Consider the following 16,047-nt stretch of genomic DNA (forward strand, 5'->3'; position numbering starts at 1 on the left):
CGCCGCCTTTCTGCGATCTTGTTCCGGCTGCCAGGACACTTCATGACCCAAAGACGCTTCCTGCCTCGCCTTTCCCTGCTGCGCACCCACTTGCGCACCCTGCGAACCTCCGCACTGCTTCCCGCCCTGGCCGCAGCCCTGCTGTGCGCACCGCCCGCCCAGGCCGAAACCCTGCGCTGGGCGCGCTCCACCGACGCATCCACGCTGGACCCGCACGCGCTGAACAACGGCCCCAACCACAACCTGCTGCACCAGATCTACGAGCCGCTGATCATCCGCACGGCCGATGGCAAGCTGCTGCCCACCCTGGCCACGTCCTGGGCGCTGACTGCCGACCCCTCGGTCTGGGAGTTCAAGCTGCGCAAGGGCGTGAAGTTCCATGACGGCAGCCTGTTCACGGCCGACGACGTGCTGTTCTCGCTGCGCCGCGCGCGCTCGGCCACCTCGGACATGCGCTCGCTGCTGACCTCGATCACCGACGTGACCAAGGTCGATGCCTTCACCGTGCACATCAGGACCAACGGGCCCAACCCGCTGCTGCCGGCCAGCCTCATCAACATCCAGATCCTGAGCGCCGCCTGGGCCAAGGCCCATGGTGCCGAGCAGCCGCAGAACGCGCTGGCCAAGGAAGAGAACTACGCCACGCGCAACGCCAACGGCACGGGGCCCTACGTCATCGCCTCGCGCGAGCAGGACACGCGCACCGTGCTGCGGCAGTTTCCCGGCTACTGGGGCAAGGGGCTGTTCCCGCTGGAGATCGACGAACTGGTCTACCTGCCCATCAAGTCCCAGGCCACGCGCGTGGCGGCGCTGCTGTCGGGCGAGGTGGACTTCGTGCAGGACCTGCCCATCCAGGACATTGCGCGCCTGAGCGCCGACCCGCGCTTTCGCATCAACCAGGCCGCCGAGAACCGCACCATCTTCCTGGGCCTGAACGTGGGCGCCGCCCCGCTGTCGCATTCCGATGTGAAGGACAAGAACCCGCTGGCTGACCTGCGCGTGCGCCAGGCCTTCCAGCTGGCCATAGACCGGCAGGCCATACAGCGCGCCGTGATGCGCGGCCTGTCCGTGCCCACCAACATCATTGCGCCGCCCTTTGTGCATGGCTACGAGAAATCCTTTGGCGCCGTGGGCAAGGCCGACTTGGCCCAGGCCAGGAAGCTGCTGGCCGAGGCCGGCTATCCCAACGGCTTCGGCATCACCCTGCATTGCACGAACGACCGCTACCTGAACGACGAGGCCATCTGCCAGGCCATCGCCGGCTTTTTGGGCCGCATCGGCGTGAAGACGGCCGTGTCGTCCCGGCCGCTGGCCATCCAGACGGCGGCCATCAACAACCAGGAGACGGATTTCTACCTCTACGGCTGGGGCGTGCCCACCTATGACTCGGCCTACGTCTTCGACTACCTGGTGCACACGCGCGGCAAGAATGGCCGGGGCAACACCAATGCCACGCGCTACAGCAATGCCGAGCTGGACAGCCAGATCGTCTCCCTGGCCTCCGAGGGCGATGCGCGCAAGCGCGATGCCACCATCCACTCCATCTGGAGCACGGTGCAAAAGGAGCTGATCTACCTGCCGCTGCACGACCAGATCCAGACCTATGCCATGGTGCGCAAGTTCGACATCCCGGTGAATCCGTCGAACACGCCTTACTTCAAGCTGTTCAAGCAGCCCGGTGCGCGCCAGGCTGCGGTGGCCGGCGCGCAGTAGGCTCAGTGTGTCGCAGCCGGCTGCGGCCGGTTGACCTCCACGGTGACGTGGACCAGTTCCTCGTGCACGCCAAGCAACTGGCGCACGGCATCGGGGTCCACGCCTGCGGGCGCGTCCAGTGCCACGATGCAGGCGTAGCGCGCCTTGCCCACGCGCCAGACATGCAGGTCGGAGATCTGCGCGGCAAACGGCGCCTGGGCGATGGCCTCACGCACCTCGCTGACCACGGGGGCGTGCATCTCGGCGTCCAGCAGCACGCGGCTGCTGTCGCGCAGCAGGCCCATGGCCCATGCCGCCACCAGCACGGCGCCGGCCAGGCCCATGGCCGGGTCCAGCCATCCCAGGCCCCAGGCCATGCCGCCGAACAGGGCGGCGATGGCCATCACCGAGGTGGCGGCATCGGCCAGCACATGCAGGTAGGCCGAGCGCAGGTTGAGATCGCTGTGGTCGCCATGGTCGCCGTGATGGCGGTCGCCCGCGTGGCCGCCGTGCGCATGCCTGCCGTGCCCGTGGTGATGTCCGTGGTCGTGACCGTGACCGTGACCGTGACCATGGTGATGCCCGTGCCCGCCCTTCAGCAGCCAGGCGCAGACAAGGTTGACCAGCAGGCCCAGTGCGGCCACGCCCAGTGCCTGCTCGTAATGGATGGGCGAGGGCGAGAACAGGCGCTGCACCGACTGCCAGGCCATGCCGCCCGCCACCAGCAGCAGCAAGATGGCGCTGGTGTAGCCGGCCAGCACCTCGATCTTCCAGGTGCCGAAGGCAAAGCGCGTATCGCCCGCCAATCTGCGCGCGGCCGCATAGGCGCCAGCTGAGAGCCCCAGCGCCAGCGCGTGCGATCCCATGTGCCAGCCATCGGCCAGCAGCGCCATGGAGTTGAATCCGTACCCGCCTGCGATCTCCCCGACCATCATGGCCGCCGTCAGCCCCGCAGCCAGCATGGCACGGCGCTCGCCCAGCGGGTTGCCTTCGTCGAAACGGTGTGAATGCTGCCTGGGGCTGGCGCCGCCAGCGGTCGAGAGGGATGGAATGCTGTGCATGAAGATACTGTACCCCAGTATGTGCAGGCGCCTAGAATGGCCCTCATGGCACATACGATTCAGAACAAGAAGCGCTTGCTCACGCGCATCCGCCGCATCCAGGGCCAGGCCCAGGCGCTGGAGCGCGCGCTCGAGGCCGAGCACGACTGCGCGGCCATCCTCCAGCAACTGGCGGCCGTGCGCGGCGCCGTCAACGGCATGATCTTCGAGGTGCTCGAGGGCCATGTACGCACCCATCTGGGCGATGGCACGGCCGGCAGCCAGGCCCGTGAAGACGACGTGGACTTGGTGCTGTCGGTGATGCGCTCGTACATGAAGTGATTGATGAAGTGATGGCCGGCCCTGCGGATTGGCGCTCTCGGCGCGGTTTCCTGCTCTCATTTTTTGCAAACAGTGACCCCTGAAAACCGCCCATCTCGGACACGGCGCCCCATTCGCAGCGGACAATCGTCAGGCCAGGAATATGACGGGATTTCGACAGTTCCCGCCGCCTGCTGGCCAGCCAAGGACTACCGCGCATGACAGAAGACCCCCGCCGAGATTCCCCCGCAGATGCCGCCCCCGCCGCCGCCCAGGCGCCGCAGACGGCCCCGCAGCTGCGCATCGGCACCGTCGCCAAGCTCAATCTCGCCGACTTCCAGAACGCCGTGCCCGCGCTGCTGGAGCTGGCCATCGTCAACGAGGGCGAGCTGCCGCTGCAGGCGCTGAGCCTGCACCTGGCCTCGGAGCCTGCCTTCATCAAGCCGCGCACGTGGCGCCTGGAGTCGGTGGCCGCGCACAGCACCTATGCGCTGACCGACCTGGATGTGGCGCTGGACGGCGCCTTGCTCTCGCGCCTGACCGAGGCCGAGCCTGCCGTGCTGCGGCTGGAGCTGCGCAGCGGCCAGCCGGCAGAGACGGTGCTGGCCCGGCACGAACACCCGCTGGAACTGCTGGCCCGCAACCAGTGGGGCGGCCTGGGGCATTTGCCCGAGATGGTGGCGGCCTTCGTGCAACCCAATGATCCGGCCGTGGACCGCATCCTCAAGGGCGCGGCGCAGGCGCTGGAGGTGGCGGGCAAGTCCGGCGCCATCAACGGCTATGAACAGGGGCCGCAGCGGGCCTGGGAACTGGCCTCGGCCATCTGGACCTCCGTGCTCCAGAAGAAACTCAACTACGCGCTGCCGCCGGCCAGCTTCGAGCATGCGGGCCAGAAGATACGCGGCGCGTCCCAGGTACTGGATGCGGGCCTGGCCACCTGCCTGGACCTGACGCTGCTGTTCGCCTCCTGCCTGGAGCAGGCGCACCTGAACCCGCTGCTGGTCTTCACGCGCGGCCATGCCTTCGTGGGCCTGTGGCTGGGCAGGCAGGAATTCTCGACCGCCGTGGTCGATGACATCACGGCCGTGCGCAAGCGGCTCAAGCTGCAGGAGCTGGTGGTCTTCGAGACCACGCTGGCCGCGCAAGGCCAGGCCGTGGCCTTCAGCCAGGCCATTGCCCAGGGCGCGCGCCAGCTGGCCGAAGAGCATGAGGACCAGTTCGAGCTGCTGGTGGACGTTCGGCGCGCACGCATGCAGCGCATCCGCCCGCTGGCGCTGGCCCAGCCGCAGGACGCCGCGCCCGAGGCCGGCGAAGGACAGGCCGAGCCACGGCTCACCGTGGAGCCGCCGCCCGAACTCTTGGCGCAGGCGCAAACACGCGAAGTGCCCACCTCCCAGCTCGATCCCAAGGACAGGCTGGCGCGCTGGCAGCGCCGGCTGCTGGACCTGTCGCTGCGCAATGCCCTGCTCAACTTCAAGCCCGGCAAGAAATCGCTGCTGCTGCAGGTGGCCGCGCCCGCGCTGGAGGACACGCTGGCCCGGGGCCAGGTGCTCAAGCTGCTGCCCAGCCCCGAGCTCATGCAGGGCAAGGACCCGCGCAGCCAGCCATTGCACGAGGCGCGCAGCCTGGAAGACCTGCGCGGCGCGCACGCCGAAGAGGCGCTGCAGCGGCGCGAGGTCTTCATCGACCTGGAGCCGCTGGAGCTGGACAGCCGCTTTGTGGAGCTGTTTCGCGGCGCGCGCAACGCGCTGCAGGAAGGCGGCGCCAACACCTTGTTCGTGGCCCTGGGCTTTCTGGTCTGGAGCCGGCCCGACAAGCCCGATGTGCGCGTGCGCGCGCCGCTGATCCTGCTGCCCGTCACGCTGGAGCGCAAGAGCGCGCGCTCGGGCTTCACGCTGCAGGCGCATGAGGACGAGCCGCGCTTCAACCCCACGCTGGTCGAGATGCTGCGCCAGGACTTCCAGCTGGAGCTGGGCGTGCCCGCAGGCGACCTGCCGCGCGACGAGGCCGGACTGGACATCGCCGGCATCTGGGCCCGCGTGCGCGAGGCGATCAAGGACGTGCGCGGCTGGGAGGTCAGCGAGGACGTGGTGCTGTCCATGTTCTCCTTCGCCAAATACCTGATGTGGAAGGACCTGGCCGAGCGCGCCGACCAGCTGCGCAGCTCGCCCGTGGTCGCCCACCTGATCGACACGCCGCGCGAGCCCTATCGCTCGGAGATCGCCTTTCCCGACACGCGGCGGCTGGACCAGGAGTTCGCGCCGCAGCAGGTCTTCAGCCCGCTGCCGGCCGATTCATCGCAGCTGTCGGCCGTGATGGCCGCTGCGCGCGGCAAGGACTTCGTGCTCATCGGCCCGCCGGGCACGGGCAAGAGCCAGACCATTGCCAACCTGATCGCGCAGTGCCTGGCCGAGGACAAGCGCGTGCTCTTCGTGGCCGAGAAAATCGCCGCGCTGGACGTGGTCTACCGCCGCCTGCGCGAAGTGGGCCTGGGCGAGTTCTGCCTGGAGCTGCACTCCAACAAGAGCCGCAAGCTCGACGTGCTGGGCCAGCTGCAGAAATCCTGGGACTCGCATGGCCAGGTGGATGCCGAGGCCTGGGCCGCCAAGGCCAGCCAGCTCGGCCGCCTGCGCGAGCAGCTGTCGGCCTATGTGGAGCGCCTGCACCGGCGCCACGCCAACGGCTGGACCATCTACCGCGCCATTGGCGCCGTGGCCGGTGGCCAGGCGCTGCCGCGCCTGGGATTTCACTGGCCCACGCCCCAGGCCCATGACGAAGCGGGCCTGGCCCTTTTGCGCGAGACTGCGGGCCGCCTGCAGGCCAATGCCCAGGCCGTGGGCGCGCAGCATCTGAAGGACGGGCCGCTGGCCACGGTGCAGGCCAGCGACTGGTCCGTACGCTGGCAGCAGCAGATGGTGGATGCCGCCCAGGCCCTGCACGATGCAGGCCAGGGCTTTGCCGAGGCAGCGCAGCAACTGGGCCGGCTGCTGCGCATCGAGTGGCCGGCGCTGGGGCGCCAGGCGCGCTCGGCGCTGGGCGTGATCGCGCGCGCGCTGCCTGCGGCCGCAGGCCGCAACCTGGCTTTCTGCGTGCTGCCTGACGGCGCGCGCATTGGCGAATCCCTGCAATCGGGCCTGCAGCTGCTGGCGCAGCACGGTGATCTGTCCGCACAGATGCTGGCGCCCTGGCCGGCCGAGCTGCAGGCGCGCCTGGCCCAGGCGCTGGACCTGCTGGCGCAGCGCCGGCGCCTGCAGGCCGGGCTGGGCACGCCCTTGCCCGTGGCCCTGGGCGACGAGCTGGAACGCGGCCTGCAGTGCATCGACGAGATCGCGGCGCTGCGCCAGGGCCTGTCCGTCAAGTACGGCGCGGGCGTGGGCCAGCTCAATGTCTCGCAGCTGCAGCGCGAATGGGCCAGGGCCGGCAAGTCCTTGTGGCCGCTGTCCTGGCTGGGCCGGCGCAAGGTGCGCGCGGCGCTGGAGGCCACCATCGAAGGCGCGGGCGAGCCGCGCGTGGCCGATGACCTGGCCGCCCTGGTGCGCATCCGGGGCCTGCGAGAGGAACTGGACCAGATCCAGCCCGGCGCCGCAGCCGACGGCCTGTGGGCCGGACACCGCACGCGCACCGACCATGCGCGCAGCGCCTTGAAGGCCAATGCGGCCCTGCTGGCCGCGCGTGCGCAGAAGTCCTTCTCGCTCGATGGACTGGAGGCCGTGGCCGAAGGCCATGGCGGCGAGCGCTGGGCTGCCGAAGTGCAGCGCCTGCAGGCCCTGTACCAGATCGACCGCCAGCTCGATGGCTACCTGCCGCTGGCCGATGCCAGCCACGGCCTGTGGCGCGGCCTGGAAACCGATGCCCAGGCCTTGCAGGACGCGCTGGCCTTCGAGCGCGAGCGCCTGCAACTGACGCGGCGCGGCAGCCTGATGGCATCGCACGCCGCCGTGGCCCAGGGCCGCTGTGGCGCGGCGCTGCAGCAGGCCCACGCGCAGCTGGCGGCCCGCAGCGCCATCGAGGAACAGCTGCTGGCGCTGGACGAGCTGCGCTTGCGCTGCCCCGGCGTCTGGGACGGCCTGGACACGCGCCCGCAAGCCGTGGAGCATGCGCTGCGCCTGCAGGGATCGCTGCAGGCAGGGCTGACCGGGCTGGGCTGGCAGGAGGCCGAGCTGGTCCAGGCACGCCAGGCGCTGCACCAGGTGCTGGCCTTGCGCAGCGCCGAGCTGGGCGAGGGCGCCGCGGTCGGCATGGCCTGCCAGCAGTTGCTGGACAGCCTGGCCGGCCTGCACGCGGCCATAGACCCCTTCAGCGCGGCGGCAGCCCATGGCGAGCCGCAGCAGCGTGCCCTGGCCCAGCGCACGGCCGAGCAGCTGGCGGCCACGGCGGGCGGCGTGCTGGCCGGGCAGGGCGGCCTGCATGCCTGGTGCGCCTGGCGCAATGCCCAGGCCGCGGCCCGCGCGGGTGGGCTGGGAGCGCTGGCCGACGCCATCGAGTCCGGTAGCCTGGAACCGGCCCAGGCGCCCCAGGCCTTCGAGGTCAACTACGCGCGCTGGTGGCTGGCGCTGGCCGTGGACGAGGACGAGGTGCTCAAGCGCTTCGTCTCTGCCGAGCATGAGCGGCGCATTGCCGACTTCCGCGCGCTGGACGATGAATTCACCTCGGTCACGCGCCAGTGGATACGTGCGCGGCTGTGCGCGGGCCTGCCGTCGGCCGACAGCATCCAGCGCAACAGCGAGTGGGGCATCCTGCGGCGCGAGATCACCAAGAAGCGCCAGCACCTGCCGCTGCGCCAGCTGCTGGAGCAGATCCCCTCGGCCGTGCTGCGCCTGACGCCCTGCCTGCTGATGAGCCCGCTGTCCATTGCCCAGTACCTGAGCGCCGAGACCAGCAACTTCGACATCGTCATCTTCGACGAGGCCTCGCAGATTCCCGTCTGGGACGCCATCGGCGCCATGGCGCGTGCGAGGCAGGTGGTCATGGTGGGCGACCCCAAGCAGCTGCCGCCCACCAGCTTCTTCGGCCGCGCCGACACCTCCGACACCTTCGACGACGACACGCAGGGCGTAGAAGGCGACATGGAAAGCATCCTGGACGAATGCCTGGGCGCCAGCCTGCCCACGCGCAACCTGTCGTGGCACTACCGCTCGCGCCATGAAAGCCTGATCGCCTTCAGCAACCACCGCTACTACGGCGGCGGGCTGGTGACCTTTCCCTCGCCCGTCACCGACGACCGCGCCGTCAGCTTCCACGCCGTGCAGGGCCGCTATGAGAAGGGTGGCGCCCGCATCAACCAGCCCGAGGCCAAGGCCCTGGTGGCCGACCTGGTGGCGCGCCTGAAGTCGCCGGGGTTTGCGCAGTCGGGGGCCACCATCGGCGTGGTCACCTTCAACTCCGAGCAGCAAAGCCTGATCGAGGACCTGCTGGACGAGGAGCGCCGCAAGGACCCGGGGCTGGAGCCGTTTTTCTCCGATGCACTGCTGGAGCCCGTCTTCGTCAAGAACCTGGAAAGCGTGCAGGGCGACGAGCGGGACATCATGTACTTTTCCATCACCTACGGGCCCGATATCTCGGGCGCCGTGTCCATGAACTTCGGCCCGCTCAACCGCGACGGCGGCGAGCGGCGGCTGAACGTGGCGGTGACGCGCGCGAGGCAGGAGCTGCGCATCTTCTCCAGCCTGCGCGGCGAGCAGATGGACCTGTCGCGCACCCAGGCGGCGGGCGTGCGCGATCTCAAGCACTTCCTGGAATTTGCCGAGCGCGGCCCGCGCGCGCTGGCCGAGTCGCACCATGGCAGCCAGGGCGATTTCGACAGCCCCTTCGAGGCCAGCGTGGCCCAGGCGCTGGAGCACAAGGGCTGGCGCGTGCACACGCAGATCGGCGCATCCTCGTTCCGCGTGGACCTGGGCGTGGTGCACCCGGACCATGCGGGCAGCTACCTGGCGGGCGTGGAGTGCGACGGCGCCACCTACCACCGCTCGGCCACGGCGCGCGACCGCGACAAGCTGCGCGAGCAGGTGCTGCGCGGCCTGGGCTGGCAGATATTGCGCATCTGGTCCACGGACTGGTGGGTCAACCCGGGCGGCACGCTGGAACGCATCCACGCGGCGCTGACCGCGCTGCTGGAGCAGGACCGGCGCAAGCGTGCGGCCGAGGTTGTAGAGGTTGCCGAGGTGCCGCAGGCGGCTGCAGTCGCCGAGGCAGAGCCAGCGCCAGAGACGCCTGAGGCGTCCGAGTCTTCCGAGCCCTCCGCGTCCTCTGAGTGGCCCGAGGCATCCGTGGAGGACGGCGAGGCACATAAGGTCTGAAAGTCGGCCGTGCGCATGAAATGGGCACTTGCTGAAGCCAGAGACACCAAGGAAGGGCCGCCCCCGCACCGAGGGTGTCGTCCCCCTCCCCCGCAAAGCGGGTAGAGAGGGGGAAGGCGCGAAGCGCCTCAGGGGGTGTCAGTACTTGTCCGGAACGTACATGTGCTGGGGAACCGGGTTGCGCGTGTACTCCGGGTTGCGCGTGCGCTCGGGCAGCACGATGGCCGGGTGCTCTATCTCCTCGTAGGGCAGCTGCGTCAGCAGGTGGGAGATGCAGTTGAGCCGGGCCTTCTTCTTGTCCACGGCCTGCACCAGCCACCAGGGCGCCTCGGCGATGTGGGTGCGCTCCAGCATGGCTTCCTTGGCCTTGGTGTAGTCCTCCCAGCGGCGGCGGCTCTCGAAGTCCATGGGACTGAGCTTCCACTGCTTGAGCGGGTCGTGCACGCGGCCCAGAAAGCGCAGGTGCTGCTCCTCGTCGGTGATGGAGAACCAGTACTTCACCAGCGTGATGCCCGAGCGCACCAGCATCTTCTCGAACTCGGGCACGGAGCGGAAGAACTCCTCGTACTCCTCGTCGGAGCAAAAGCCCATCACGCGCTCCACGCCCGCGCGGTTGTACCAGCTGCGGTCGAAGAGAACGATCTCGCCACCCGCAGGCAGGTGGGAGACATAGCGCTGGAAATACCATTGCGTGCGCTCGCGGTCGTTGGGCGCGGGCAGGGCGGCCACGCGGCATACGCGCGGGTTCAGGCGCTGGGTGATGCGCTTGATCACGCCGCCCTTGCCGGCCGCATCGCGGCCCTCGAAGAGGATGACCACCTTTTTTCTGTGGTGCTGCACCCAGTCCTGCAGCTTGACCAGCTCGCCCTGCAGGCGCAGCAGCTCGCGGAAGTAGGTCTGGCGGCTCACGGTGTCGGCACCGTCCAGATCGTCGCCACCGCTGCCCAGGCGGGCGTCGTCTATCTCCATCTCCAGTTCTTCGTCGTAGCTGTCGAGCAGATCGCGTTCGATGCGCTGCATCAGCGAATCATGGTGGTCGGGCAGAAGTTCGTCGTACATGGTGGGGAATCCGGGCGTCCAGGAGTTGGCGCCTGGGATGGTGGCGTGGATGTGTGACGCGGCTGTGACGGTGCGGCTGGGTGAATACCCTGGCACCGCTCGCCTTCCCGCCGCCTACAGCCACCCCGCCTTGCGGAACTTGTAGTAAAGCAGGCCGCAAACACCCAGCACGAACAGCAGTGCGGCCGGATAGCCGTATTGCCACTTCAGTTCGGGCATGTTCTCGAAGTTCATGCCCCAGACGCCGAAGAAGGCCGTGCAGATGGCGAAGATACTGGCCCAGGCTGCCAGCCGCTTGGTGACTTCGTTCTCCTCGATGGACACCATGGACAGGTTCACCTGGATGGCCGTGCCCACGGTGTCGCGCATGGTGTCGATCTGGGCGTTGATGCGGCCCAGGTGATCCATCACATCGCGGAAGTAGTCCCTGGAGCCCACGCAGATCTGGGGGACGCGCCCGCCGTTGAGCTTGCCCACGGCTTCCAGCAGGGGGGCCACGGCGTGCTTGAGGTCCATGGCGCGGCCCTTGAGTTCATACAGCTGCTTGATGTTGTCGCGCGCCGCGCCCTTGGTGAAGATCTGCTGCTCGATCTGCTCCAGCTCCACCTCCAGCGCGTCGATGATGGGAAAGTAGCGGTCCACCACCGCATCCATCAGCGCATACAGCACAAAGCCCGAGCCATGGCGCAGCAGCTCCGGCTCGCTCTCGCAGCGCTCGCGCACGCCCAGGAAACCGCGCTTGCTGCGGTTGCGCACCGACAGCACGTAGTTGGAGCCCACGAAGACATCGACCTCGCCGTGGTTGAAGTGGCCGGGCCGCTCGGGCTCGGGCTCCAGCAGGTGCATCACGGCAAACAGCGAGCTGCCGTACTCCTCCAGCTTGGGCCGCTGGTGGCCGTGCAGCGCATCCTCCACGGCCAGGGCGTGCAGGCCGAACTCCTGGCGCATCTCCTCCAGCTCGGCCGGCGTGGCGTCCGCCAGCGCCACCCAGACGAAGCAGCCGGGCCGCTCTATGTAGTTGCTGATGTCGGCGACGGGAATGTCCGCCAGCTTGGCCCCGTTTTCGTAGGCAACGCAGTTGATCAGCATGGGAGGTCCCTCGGTAATTCTGGTGCTGGTGATCCTGCCATAACGGGGGAGGGGGAAAAGCCAGTGCCCAAGCTGCCATCGAAACCGCCAGCAGCCCGGGTTTGCGCACCTGGTAACAATACGTGTATAACCTGTCACAACCTGCTGGGCGCCGCCCGGCGCTTGCGAGCCAAGGACTCAGATGATCTTTCGCCAGTGGGGAATTGCGTTGGGTGCGTTGGGCCTGTGGGCCTTGAGCGGTGTATCTGCAGCCGGTGTGCTGGACAAGATCCAGGCCGGTGGCGCGCTGGTGATTGCGCACCGGGAATCGTCTGTTCCCTTCTCCTACATCGACACCCGCAGCGGCAAGCCCGTCGGTTATGCGCTGGATCTGTGCCTTCGCCTGGCCGAGGCGGTGCGCAAGCAGACAGGCAGGAAGGACATGAAGGTGGAGTTCCTGATGGTCACGCCCGCCAATCGCATGGCCGTGATCGAGCAGGGCAAGGCCGACATGGAGTGCGGCTCGACCACGAACAACGCGCAGCGGCGCCAGACCGTGGCGTTCACGGTTCCCCATTTCATCACCGGCGCCCGGATGCTAGTGAAGGCCGACAGCACCATCAACGCGATGGAGGATCTCAAGGGCAAAAAGCTGGTTTCCACCAAGGGCACCAGCCCGATGGCCCTGGTGACGCAGGCCAACAGGCAGCGCCTGATGGGCATCACCATTGTGGAGGCCCCCGATCACGCGAGGGCCCTGGAGATGGTGGAGAACGGCGAAGCCGACGCGTTCGTGATGGATGACGTGCTTCTCAACGGGCTGGCCGCTGCACGGCCCGATCCACGCGCCTTGAAGGTGGTGGGCAAGTTCCTGTCCACCGAACCCCTGGCGATCATGCTGCCGAAGGCCGATACCGCTTTCAAGAAACTGGTCGATGAAGAGATGAAGCGGATCATCACCAGCCGCGAAATCCACCCCATCTACGAGAAGTGGTTCCTGCAGCCGATTCCACCCAGCTCCACGAATCTGAACCTGCCGATCAGCTACCTGCTGCGCGACTTCTGGAAGTACCCCATGGCGGACATTCTGCTGTAGGCCCGTGCAGGCGCGGCGCCGGATTTGTCGAGCCGCCAGCGCTTGCCCGCTTGCCCCGTTCGACGGGCGGCTGCGGCGCCGGGCAGATTCAGCCGAACACGGGGCGCATGAAGCTGCGCTCGTAGCTGAGGATGCAGCGCGTGTCCTCCGCGTAGCGGAAGGCGGCCTGGCACTCGGGGTCCTGCATGGACTTGATGCGGTACTCCTCGTACAGCGCCATGCTGGGGAAGCTGAACATGGCCAGCGCCACATTGTTGGCGCCTTCGGACGGCAGGAAGTAGCCGTGGTGCTTGCCGCCGAATTTCTCGACCAGAGGAATCCAGGTCTTGCCGTACTCCTCGAATTCCTTGGCCTTGAACGGGTCGATGATGTAGCGCAGGTAGCAGGTGATCATGGGGATGGAAGAAGGGGAGGACAGGAAAGGGGAGGCAGGGAGGGCAGAGCCGGCTCTAGAGTTTGAACGAAGCCGTCAGGCGCGACAGCTTCTCCGATTCTTCCTGCAGCACCTGGGTGGCAGCCGAGGACTGCTCGACCAGGGCTGCGTTTTGCTGGGTCACGCGGTCCATGTCGGTCACGGCATGGCCCACCTGCTCGATGCCGCTGCTTTGCTCGCGGCTGGCCGAGGCGATTTCGGTCACGATGCCCGTGATGTTGCGCACCGTGGTGACCACCTCGCGCATGGTCTGGCCGGCCTGGTCCACCAGGGTGGCGCCGGCGTCCACGCTGTCCACCGAGGTCTGGATCAGCGTCTTGATCTCGCGCGCGGCCGAGGCGCTGCGCTGTGCCAGCGTGCGCACCTCGCCCGCCACCACGGCAAAGCCGCGCCCGTGCTCGCCCGCGCGCGCCGCTTCCACGGCCGCATTCAGCGCGAGGATATTGGTCTGGAAGGCAATGCCGTCGATCACGCCGATGATGTCCACCACGCGGCGCGAGGAGCTGTTGATCTCGCCCATGGTGGCCACCACCTGGTCCACCACGGAGCCGCCGCGCTCGGCCACGGAACAGGCGCCCGAGGCGATCTGGCTGGCGTGCTGGGCGTTCTCGGCGTTCTGGTGCACGGTGGCCGTGAGCTGCTCCATGGAGGCGGCGGTTTCTTCCAGCGAACTGGCCTGGCGCTCCGTGCGCTGCGACAGGTCCACGCTGCCCGTGGCGATCTCGCCGGCCGAGCGGTGGATGACGCCGGCCGTTTCATGGATGCGCGTCACCAGCTGGCGCAGCTGCTCGCTCATGCGCTGCACGGCGGCGATCACGCTGCCTTCGGGGGCCTGGGCTGCGCCCGCCAGCCCCGACTGCGACAGGTCGCCCGAGGCGATGCGGTTGGCAATCTCGGCCGCCACCGCCGGCTCGCCGCCAATGGCATTGAGCACGCTGCGCGTGGCCAGCCACGCGATCAGGGACAGCAGTGCGCCCAGCACGGCCAGCGCCGCCACCGACTTGGTGATGGTGGCGACAAAGGCCTGCTGGATGTCGTCCACATAGTCGCCAGCGATCAGGTCCCAGTTCCAGGCCGTGGAGCGCCTGGCATAGGCCAGCTTCTCGCTGGGCTCCTTGGCGCCGGGGCGGGGCCACCAGTACGTGAGGTAGCCGCTGCCCTGGGCCGACGCGCCCACGGCGGCAATGTTGCGGTACAGGTAGTTGCCCTTGGCATCCTGGAAGCCGCCCATGTTCTTGCCGTTGATGCCCGGGCTTGCGGGATTGTTCAGCACCACGGAATCCGTGGTGATGCTGGTGATGTAGCCTGCGCCGCCTGCATAGCGCAACTGGCCCACGCGGGCAATGGCGGTGGCCTTGGCTTCTTCCTCTGTCAGCTTGCCGGCCTTGGCCTCGGCGGCAATCGCCGCAATCAGGCTGTCGCCCGCATCGACGAAGTCGCGCAGCGCCTGCTGCCGGGCCTCGTAGGCCTTGTCGCGTGCCTGGTAGGCGTTGAAGAGGGTGAGCGCAAGCAGCGCGAGAAGGCAGAAAACCAGCGGTGCCAGCAGTTTCTGGCGAAGGGACAGGGCGGGCATGGTCGGGGAGTGCAGCAGAAGGCCAGGAACGCCACAATGCTACAGAAACTTACGGCATGGTTGCATGTAATTACAAATAAAGCTGCGGTCCGCAGCACTGCAAAGGCGGGCGAAAATCGCGCCATGCAAGAAACCCCGCCTCCCGCCGCCCAGCCCCGCAATCCGCTGCACGGCGTCACGCTCGAAGCCATCGTCCTTGCCCTGGAGGCCCGCTACGGCTGGGCCGGGCTTGCGCGGCAGGTTCCGGTGCGCTGCTTTGCGCTGGACCCCAGCGTCAGCTCCAGCCTGAAGTTCCTGCGCAAGACGCCCTGGGCGCGCGAGAAGGTGGAGGCGCTCTATCTGGAGATGCTGCGCAAGGACAGGCCCAGGCCTGCTTCCAAAGACTGAAGGCGAAGCCGGTGGCCACCGGGCAGCCTGTCCGGTGCGCTGGCGCAGGTTCTGCCGATCATCGGCTCCCGCTGCATGCCTGCATCCCTGCCGCCGTGATTGCCGCCGCCCTGGACAAGCTCGGCATCACGCAGGCTCCGCGCCCAGCGCCTGGGCCAGGAACTCGGCCGTGACGCGCACCCGGGCCGTGCGCTGCAGGTCGGGGTGCATGACCTGCCAGACCTCGTAGTCGTCCGAGCGCTGGCGCTGCGGCCAGATGCGCAGCAGGCCTTCGCGCTCGCCCATGCTCACGGGCATTTCGCCCAGGCCTATGCCGGCCGCCACGGCCTTGCGCACCAGCAGGCTGGAGTTGGCGGCCATGGCGATCCTGGCCTGGCGCGCGGGCACGTCCACCATGGTGGGAACGGGCCGCTGCTCCAGGAAGGGACCGTAGACCACGAGGTGGTGGCCGCGCAGTTCGTCCTCGGCCACGGGCTCGCCAAAGCGCGCCACATAGGCGGCACTCGCAAACAGTCCTACCGGCCATGCCGCCACGCGGCGCACCACCAGCTCTGGCGCCTCGGGGCGGACGTTGCGAAACGCGATGTCGGCCTGGCGGCGGCCCAGGTTGAGCATCTGGGTGGACACCTCCAGGTCCACGCGGATGCCGGGCCAGCGCTGCTGCAGGCGCTCGATGGCGGGCAGCAGGAATTCGGTGGCAATCGAGTCGGTGCTGGTCACGCGCACCAAGCCGGCCGGGCTGTCGTCCAGGCCTTCGATGCGCGTGCGCAGGTCCAGCGCCGCGCCCTCCATGCGTCGCGCCGCGCCCAGCGCTGCCTCGCCAGCGGCCGTGAGCAGGTAGCCATCCCTGGCGCGCAAAAACAGCTTGCTGCCCAACTCGGCCTCCAGCGCGTTCAGGCGGCGGCCCACGGTGGCCTGGTCCACGCCCAGGATGCGTGCGGCCGCGCGCAGGGAAGGGGCGCGTGTCAGGGCGAGAAAGATGCGGGTGTCATCCCAGTTCATGGCGGTTGGCGTGATGCAGATTTGCAGCACTGTAGAGCGAAATCGCTGCGTTCGAGCGGCTGGCGGCAGTCGTAAGCTCG

General features: G+C 68.3%; 11 protein-coding genes. 5 read left to right on the top strand and 6 right to left on the bottom strand.

Going from position 1 to position 16,047, the window contains the following annotated elements; translation table 11 throughout:
• The first annotated feature begins 42 nt into the window (after window positions 1-42).
• On the top strand, window positions 43-1,713 hold the full coding sequence (locus GRX31_RS16815; RefSeq protein ID WP_016451452.1) for an ABC transporter substrate-binding protein: 1,671 nt from the start codon (window positions 43-45) through the stop codon (window positions 1,711-1,713).
• A 2-nt stretch (window positions 1,714-1,715) separates the two neighbouring features.
• On the opposite strand, the gene dmeF is transcribed toward GRX31_RS16815, so the two are convergent.
• Entirely contained in the window at window positions 1,716-2,753 is a 1,038-nt protein-coding gene (gene dmeF, locus GRX31_RS16820; protein WP_160853811.1) for a CDF family Co(II)/Ni(II) efflux transporter DmeF, read from the bottom strand.
• A 45-nt stretch (window positions 2,754-2,798) separates the two neighbouring features.
• Between dmeF and GRX31_RS16825 the strand changes: the two genes are divergently transcribed.
• Together GRX31_RS16825 and GRX31_RS16830 are read left to right on the top strand one after the other, a co-directional pair.
• A complete protein-coding gene (locus GRX31_RS16825) occupies window positions 2,799-3,074 on the top strand; it encodes a metal/formaldehyde-sensitive transcriptional repressor (RefSeq protein ID WP_348649967.1) in 276 nt (91 codons plus the stop codon).
• A gap of 197 nt (window positions 3,075-3,271) precedes the next feature.
• The gene (locus GRX31_RS16830) at window positions 3,272-9,349 is read left to right on the top strand and encodes a DUF4011 domain-containing protein (protein WP_160853813.1); all 6,078 of its coding nucleotides are present in this window, start codon (window positions 3,272-3,274) and stop codon (window positions 9,347-9,349) included.
• 138 nt (window positions 9,350-9,487) lie between these two features.
• On the opposite strand, the gene ppk2 is transcribed toward GRX31_RS16830, so the two are convergent.
• Both ppk2 and corA read right to left on the bottom strand, forming a co-directional pair.
• Window positions 9,488-10,408 (bottom strand): polyphosphate kinase 2, encoded by a 921-nt coding sequence (ppk2, locus tag GRX31_RS16835; protein WP_017404332.1) that lies wholly within the window; start codon window positions 10,406-10,408, stop codon window positions 9,488-9,490.
• Between the two features lie 114 nt (window positions 10,409-10,522).
• Window positions 10,523-11,497, bottom strand: a complete 975-nt coding sequence (gene corA / locus GRX31_RS16840) for a magnesium/cobalt transporter CorA (protein WP_012206223.1) — start codon at window positions 11,495-11,497, stop codon at window positions 10,523-10,525.
• A 181-nt stretch (window positions 11,498-11,678) separates the two neighbouring features.
• Between corA and GRX31_RS16845 the strand changes: the two genes are divergently transcribed.
• Window positions 11,679-12,572, top strand: coding sequence for an amino acid ABC transporter substrate-binding protein (locus tag GRX31_RS16845; RefSeq protein WP_160853815.1), 894 nt, complete (start codon window positions 11,679-11,681; stop codon window positions 12,570-12,572).
• An 88-nt stretch (window positions 12,573-12,660) separates the two neighbouring features.
• Here the strand turns inward: GRX31_RS16845 and GRX31_RS16850 are convergent, their stop codons facing one another.
• Window positions 12,661-12,966, bottom strand: a complete 306-nt coding sequence (locus GRX31_RS16850) for an NIPSNAP family protein (protein ID WP_012206218.1) — start codon at window positions 12,964-12,966, stop codon at window positions 12,661-12,663.
• A 55-nt stretch (window positions 12,967-13,021) separates the two neighbouring features.
• Window positions 13,022-14,578 (bottom strand): methyl-accepting chemotaxis protein, encoded by a 1,557-nt coding sequence (locus tag GRX31_RS16855; RefSeq protein ID WP_160853817.1) that lies wholly within the window; start codon window positions 14,576-14,578, stop codon window positions 13,022-13,024.
• A gap of 123 nt (window positions 14,579-14,701) precedes the next feature.
• Here GRX31_RS16855 and GRX31_RS16860 point away from each other — a divergent pair, with 123 nt between their 5' ends.
• The gene (locus GRX31_RS16860) at window positions 14,702-14,965 is read left to right on the top strand and encodes a VF530 family DNA-binding protein (RefSeq protein ID WP_017404329.1); all 264 of its coding nucleotides are present in this window, start codon (window positions 14,702-14,704) and stop codon (window positions 14,963-14,965) included.
• Window positions 14,966-15,091: 126 nt separating this feature from the next.
• Here the strand turns inward: GRX31_RS16860 and GRX31_RS16865 are convergent, their stop codons facing one another.
• A complete protein-coding gene (locus tag GRX31_RS16865) occupies window positions 15,092-15,967 on the bottom strand; it encodes a LysR family transcriptional regulator (RefSeq protein ID WP_016446407.1) in 876 nt (291 codons plus the stop codon).
• Window positions 15,968-16,047: the final 80 nt, after the last annotated feature.

Source organism: Delftia sp. CH05 (assembly GCF_009827015.1).
GTDB classification, from domain to species: Bacteria; Pseudomonadota; Gammaproteobacteria; order Burkholderiales; family Burkholderiaceae_C; genus Comamonas; species Comamonas tsuruhatensis.

Bases quoted from the DNA above. Each gene is read 5' to 3' on its own strand.
- GRX31_RS16815 (WP_016451452.1), top strand. From the start codon at position 43: ATGACCCAAAGACGCTTCCTGCCTCGCCTTTCCCTGCTGCGCACCCAC.
- ppk2 (WP_017404332.1), bottom strand. From the start codon at position 10,408: ATGTACGACGAACTTCTGCCCGACCACCATGATTCGCTGATGCAGCGC.
- corA (WP_012206223.1), bottom strand. From the start codon at position 11,497: ATGCTGATCAACTGCGTTGCCTACGAAAACGGGGCCAAGCTGGCGGAC.
- GRX31_RS16825 (WP_348649967.1), top strand. From the start codon at position 2,799: ATGGCACATACGATTCAGAACAAGAAGCGCTTGCTCACGCGCATCCGC.
- GRX31_RS16845 (WP_160853815.1), top strand. From the start codon at position 11,679: ATGATCTTTCGCCAGTGGGGAATTGCGTTGGGTGCGTTGGGCCTGTGG.
- dmeF (WP_160853811.1), bottom strand. From the start codon at position 2,753: ATGCACAGCATTCCATCCCTCTCGACCGCTGGCGGCGCCAGCCCCAGG.
- GRX31_RS16865 (WP_016446407.1), bottom strand. From the start codon at position 15,967: ATGAACTGGGATGACACCCGCATCTTTCTCGCCCTGACACGCGCCCCT.
- GRX31_RS16830 (WP_160853813.1), top strand. From the start codon at position 3,272: ATGACAGAAGACCCCCGCCGAGATTCCCCCGCAGATGCCGCCCCCGCC.
- GRX31_RS16860 (WP_017404329.1), top strand. From the start codon at position 14,702: ATGCAAGAAACCCCGCCTCCCGCCGCCCAGCCCCGCAATCCGCTGCAC.
- GRX31_RS16850 (WP_012206218.1), bottom strand. From the start codon at position 12,966: ATGATCACCTGCTACCTGCGCTACATCATCGACCCGTTCAAGGCCAAG.
- GRX31_RS16855 (WP_160853817.1), bottom strand. From the start codon at position 14,578: ATGCCCGCCCTGTCCCTTCGCCAGAAACTGCTGGCACCGCTGGTTTTC.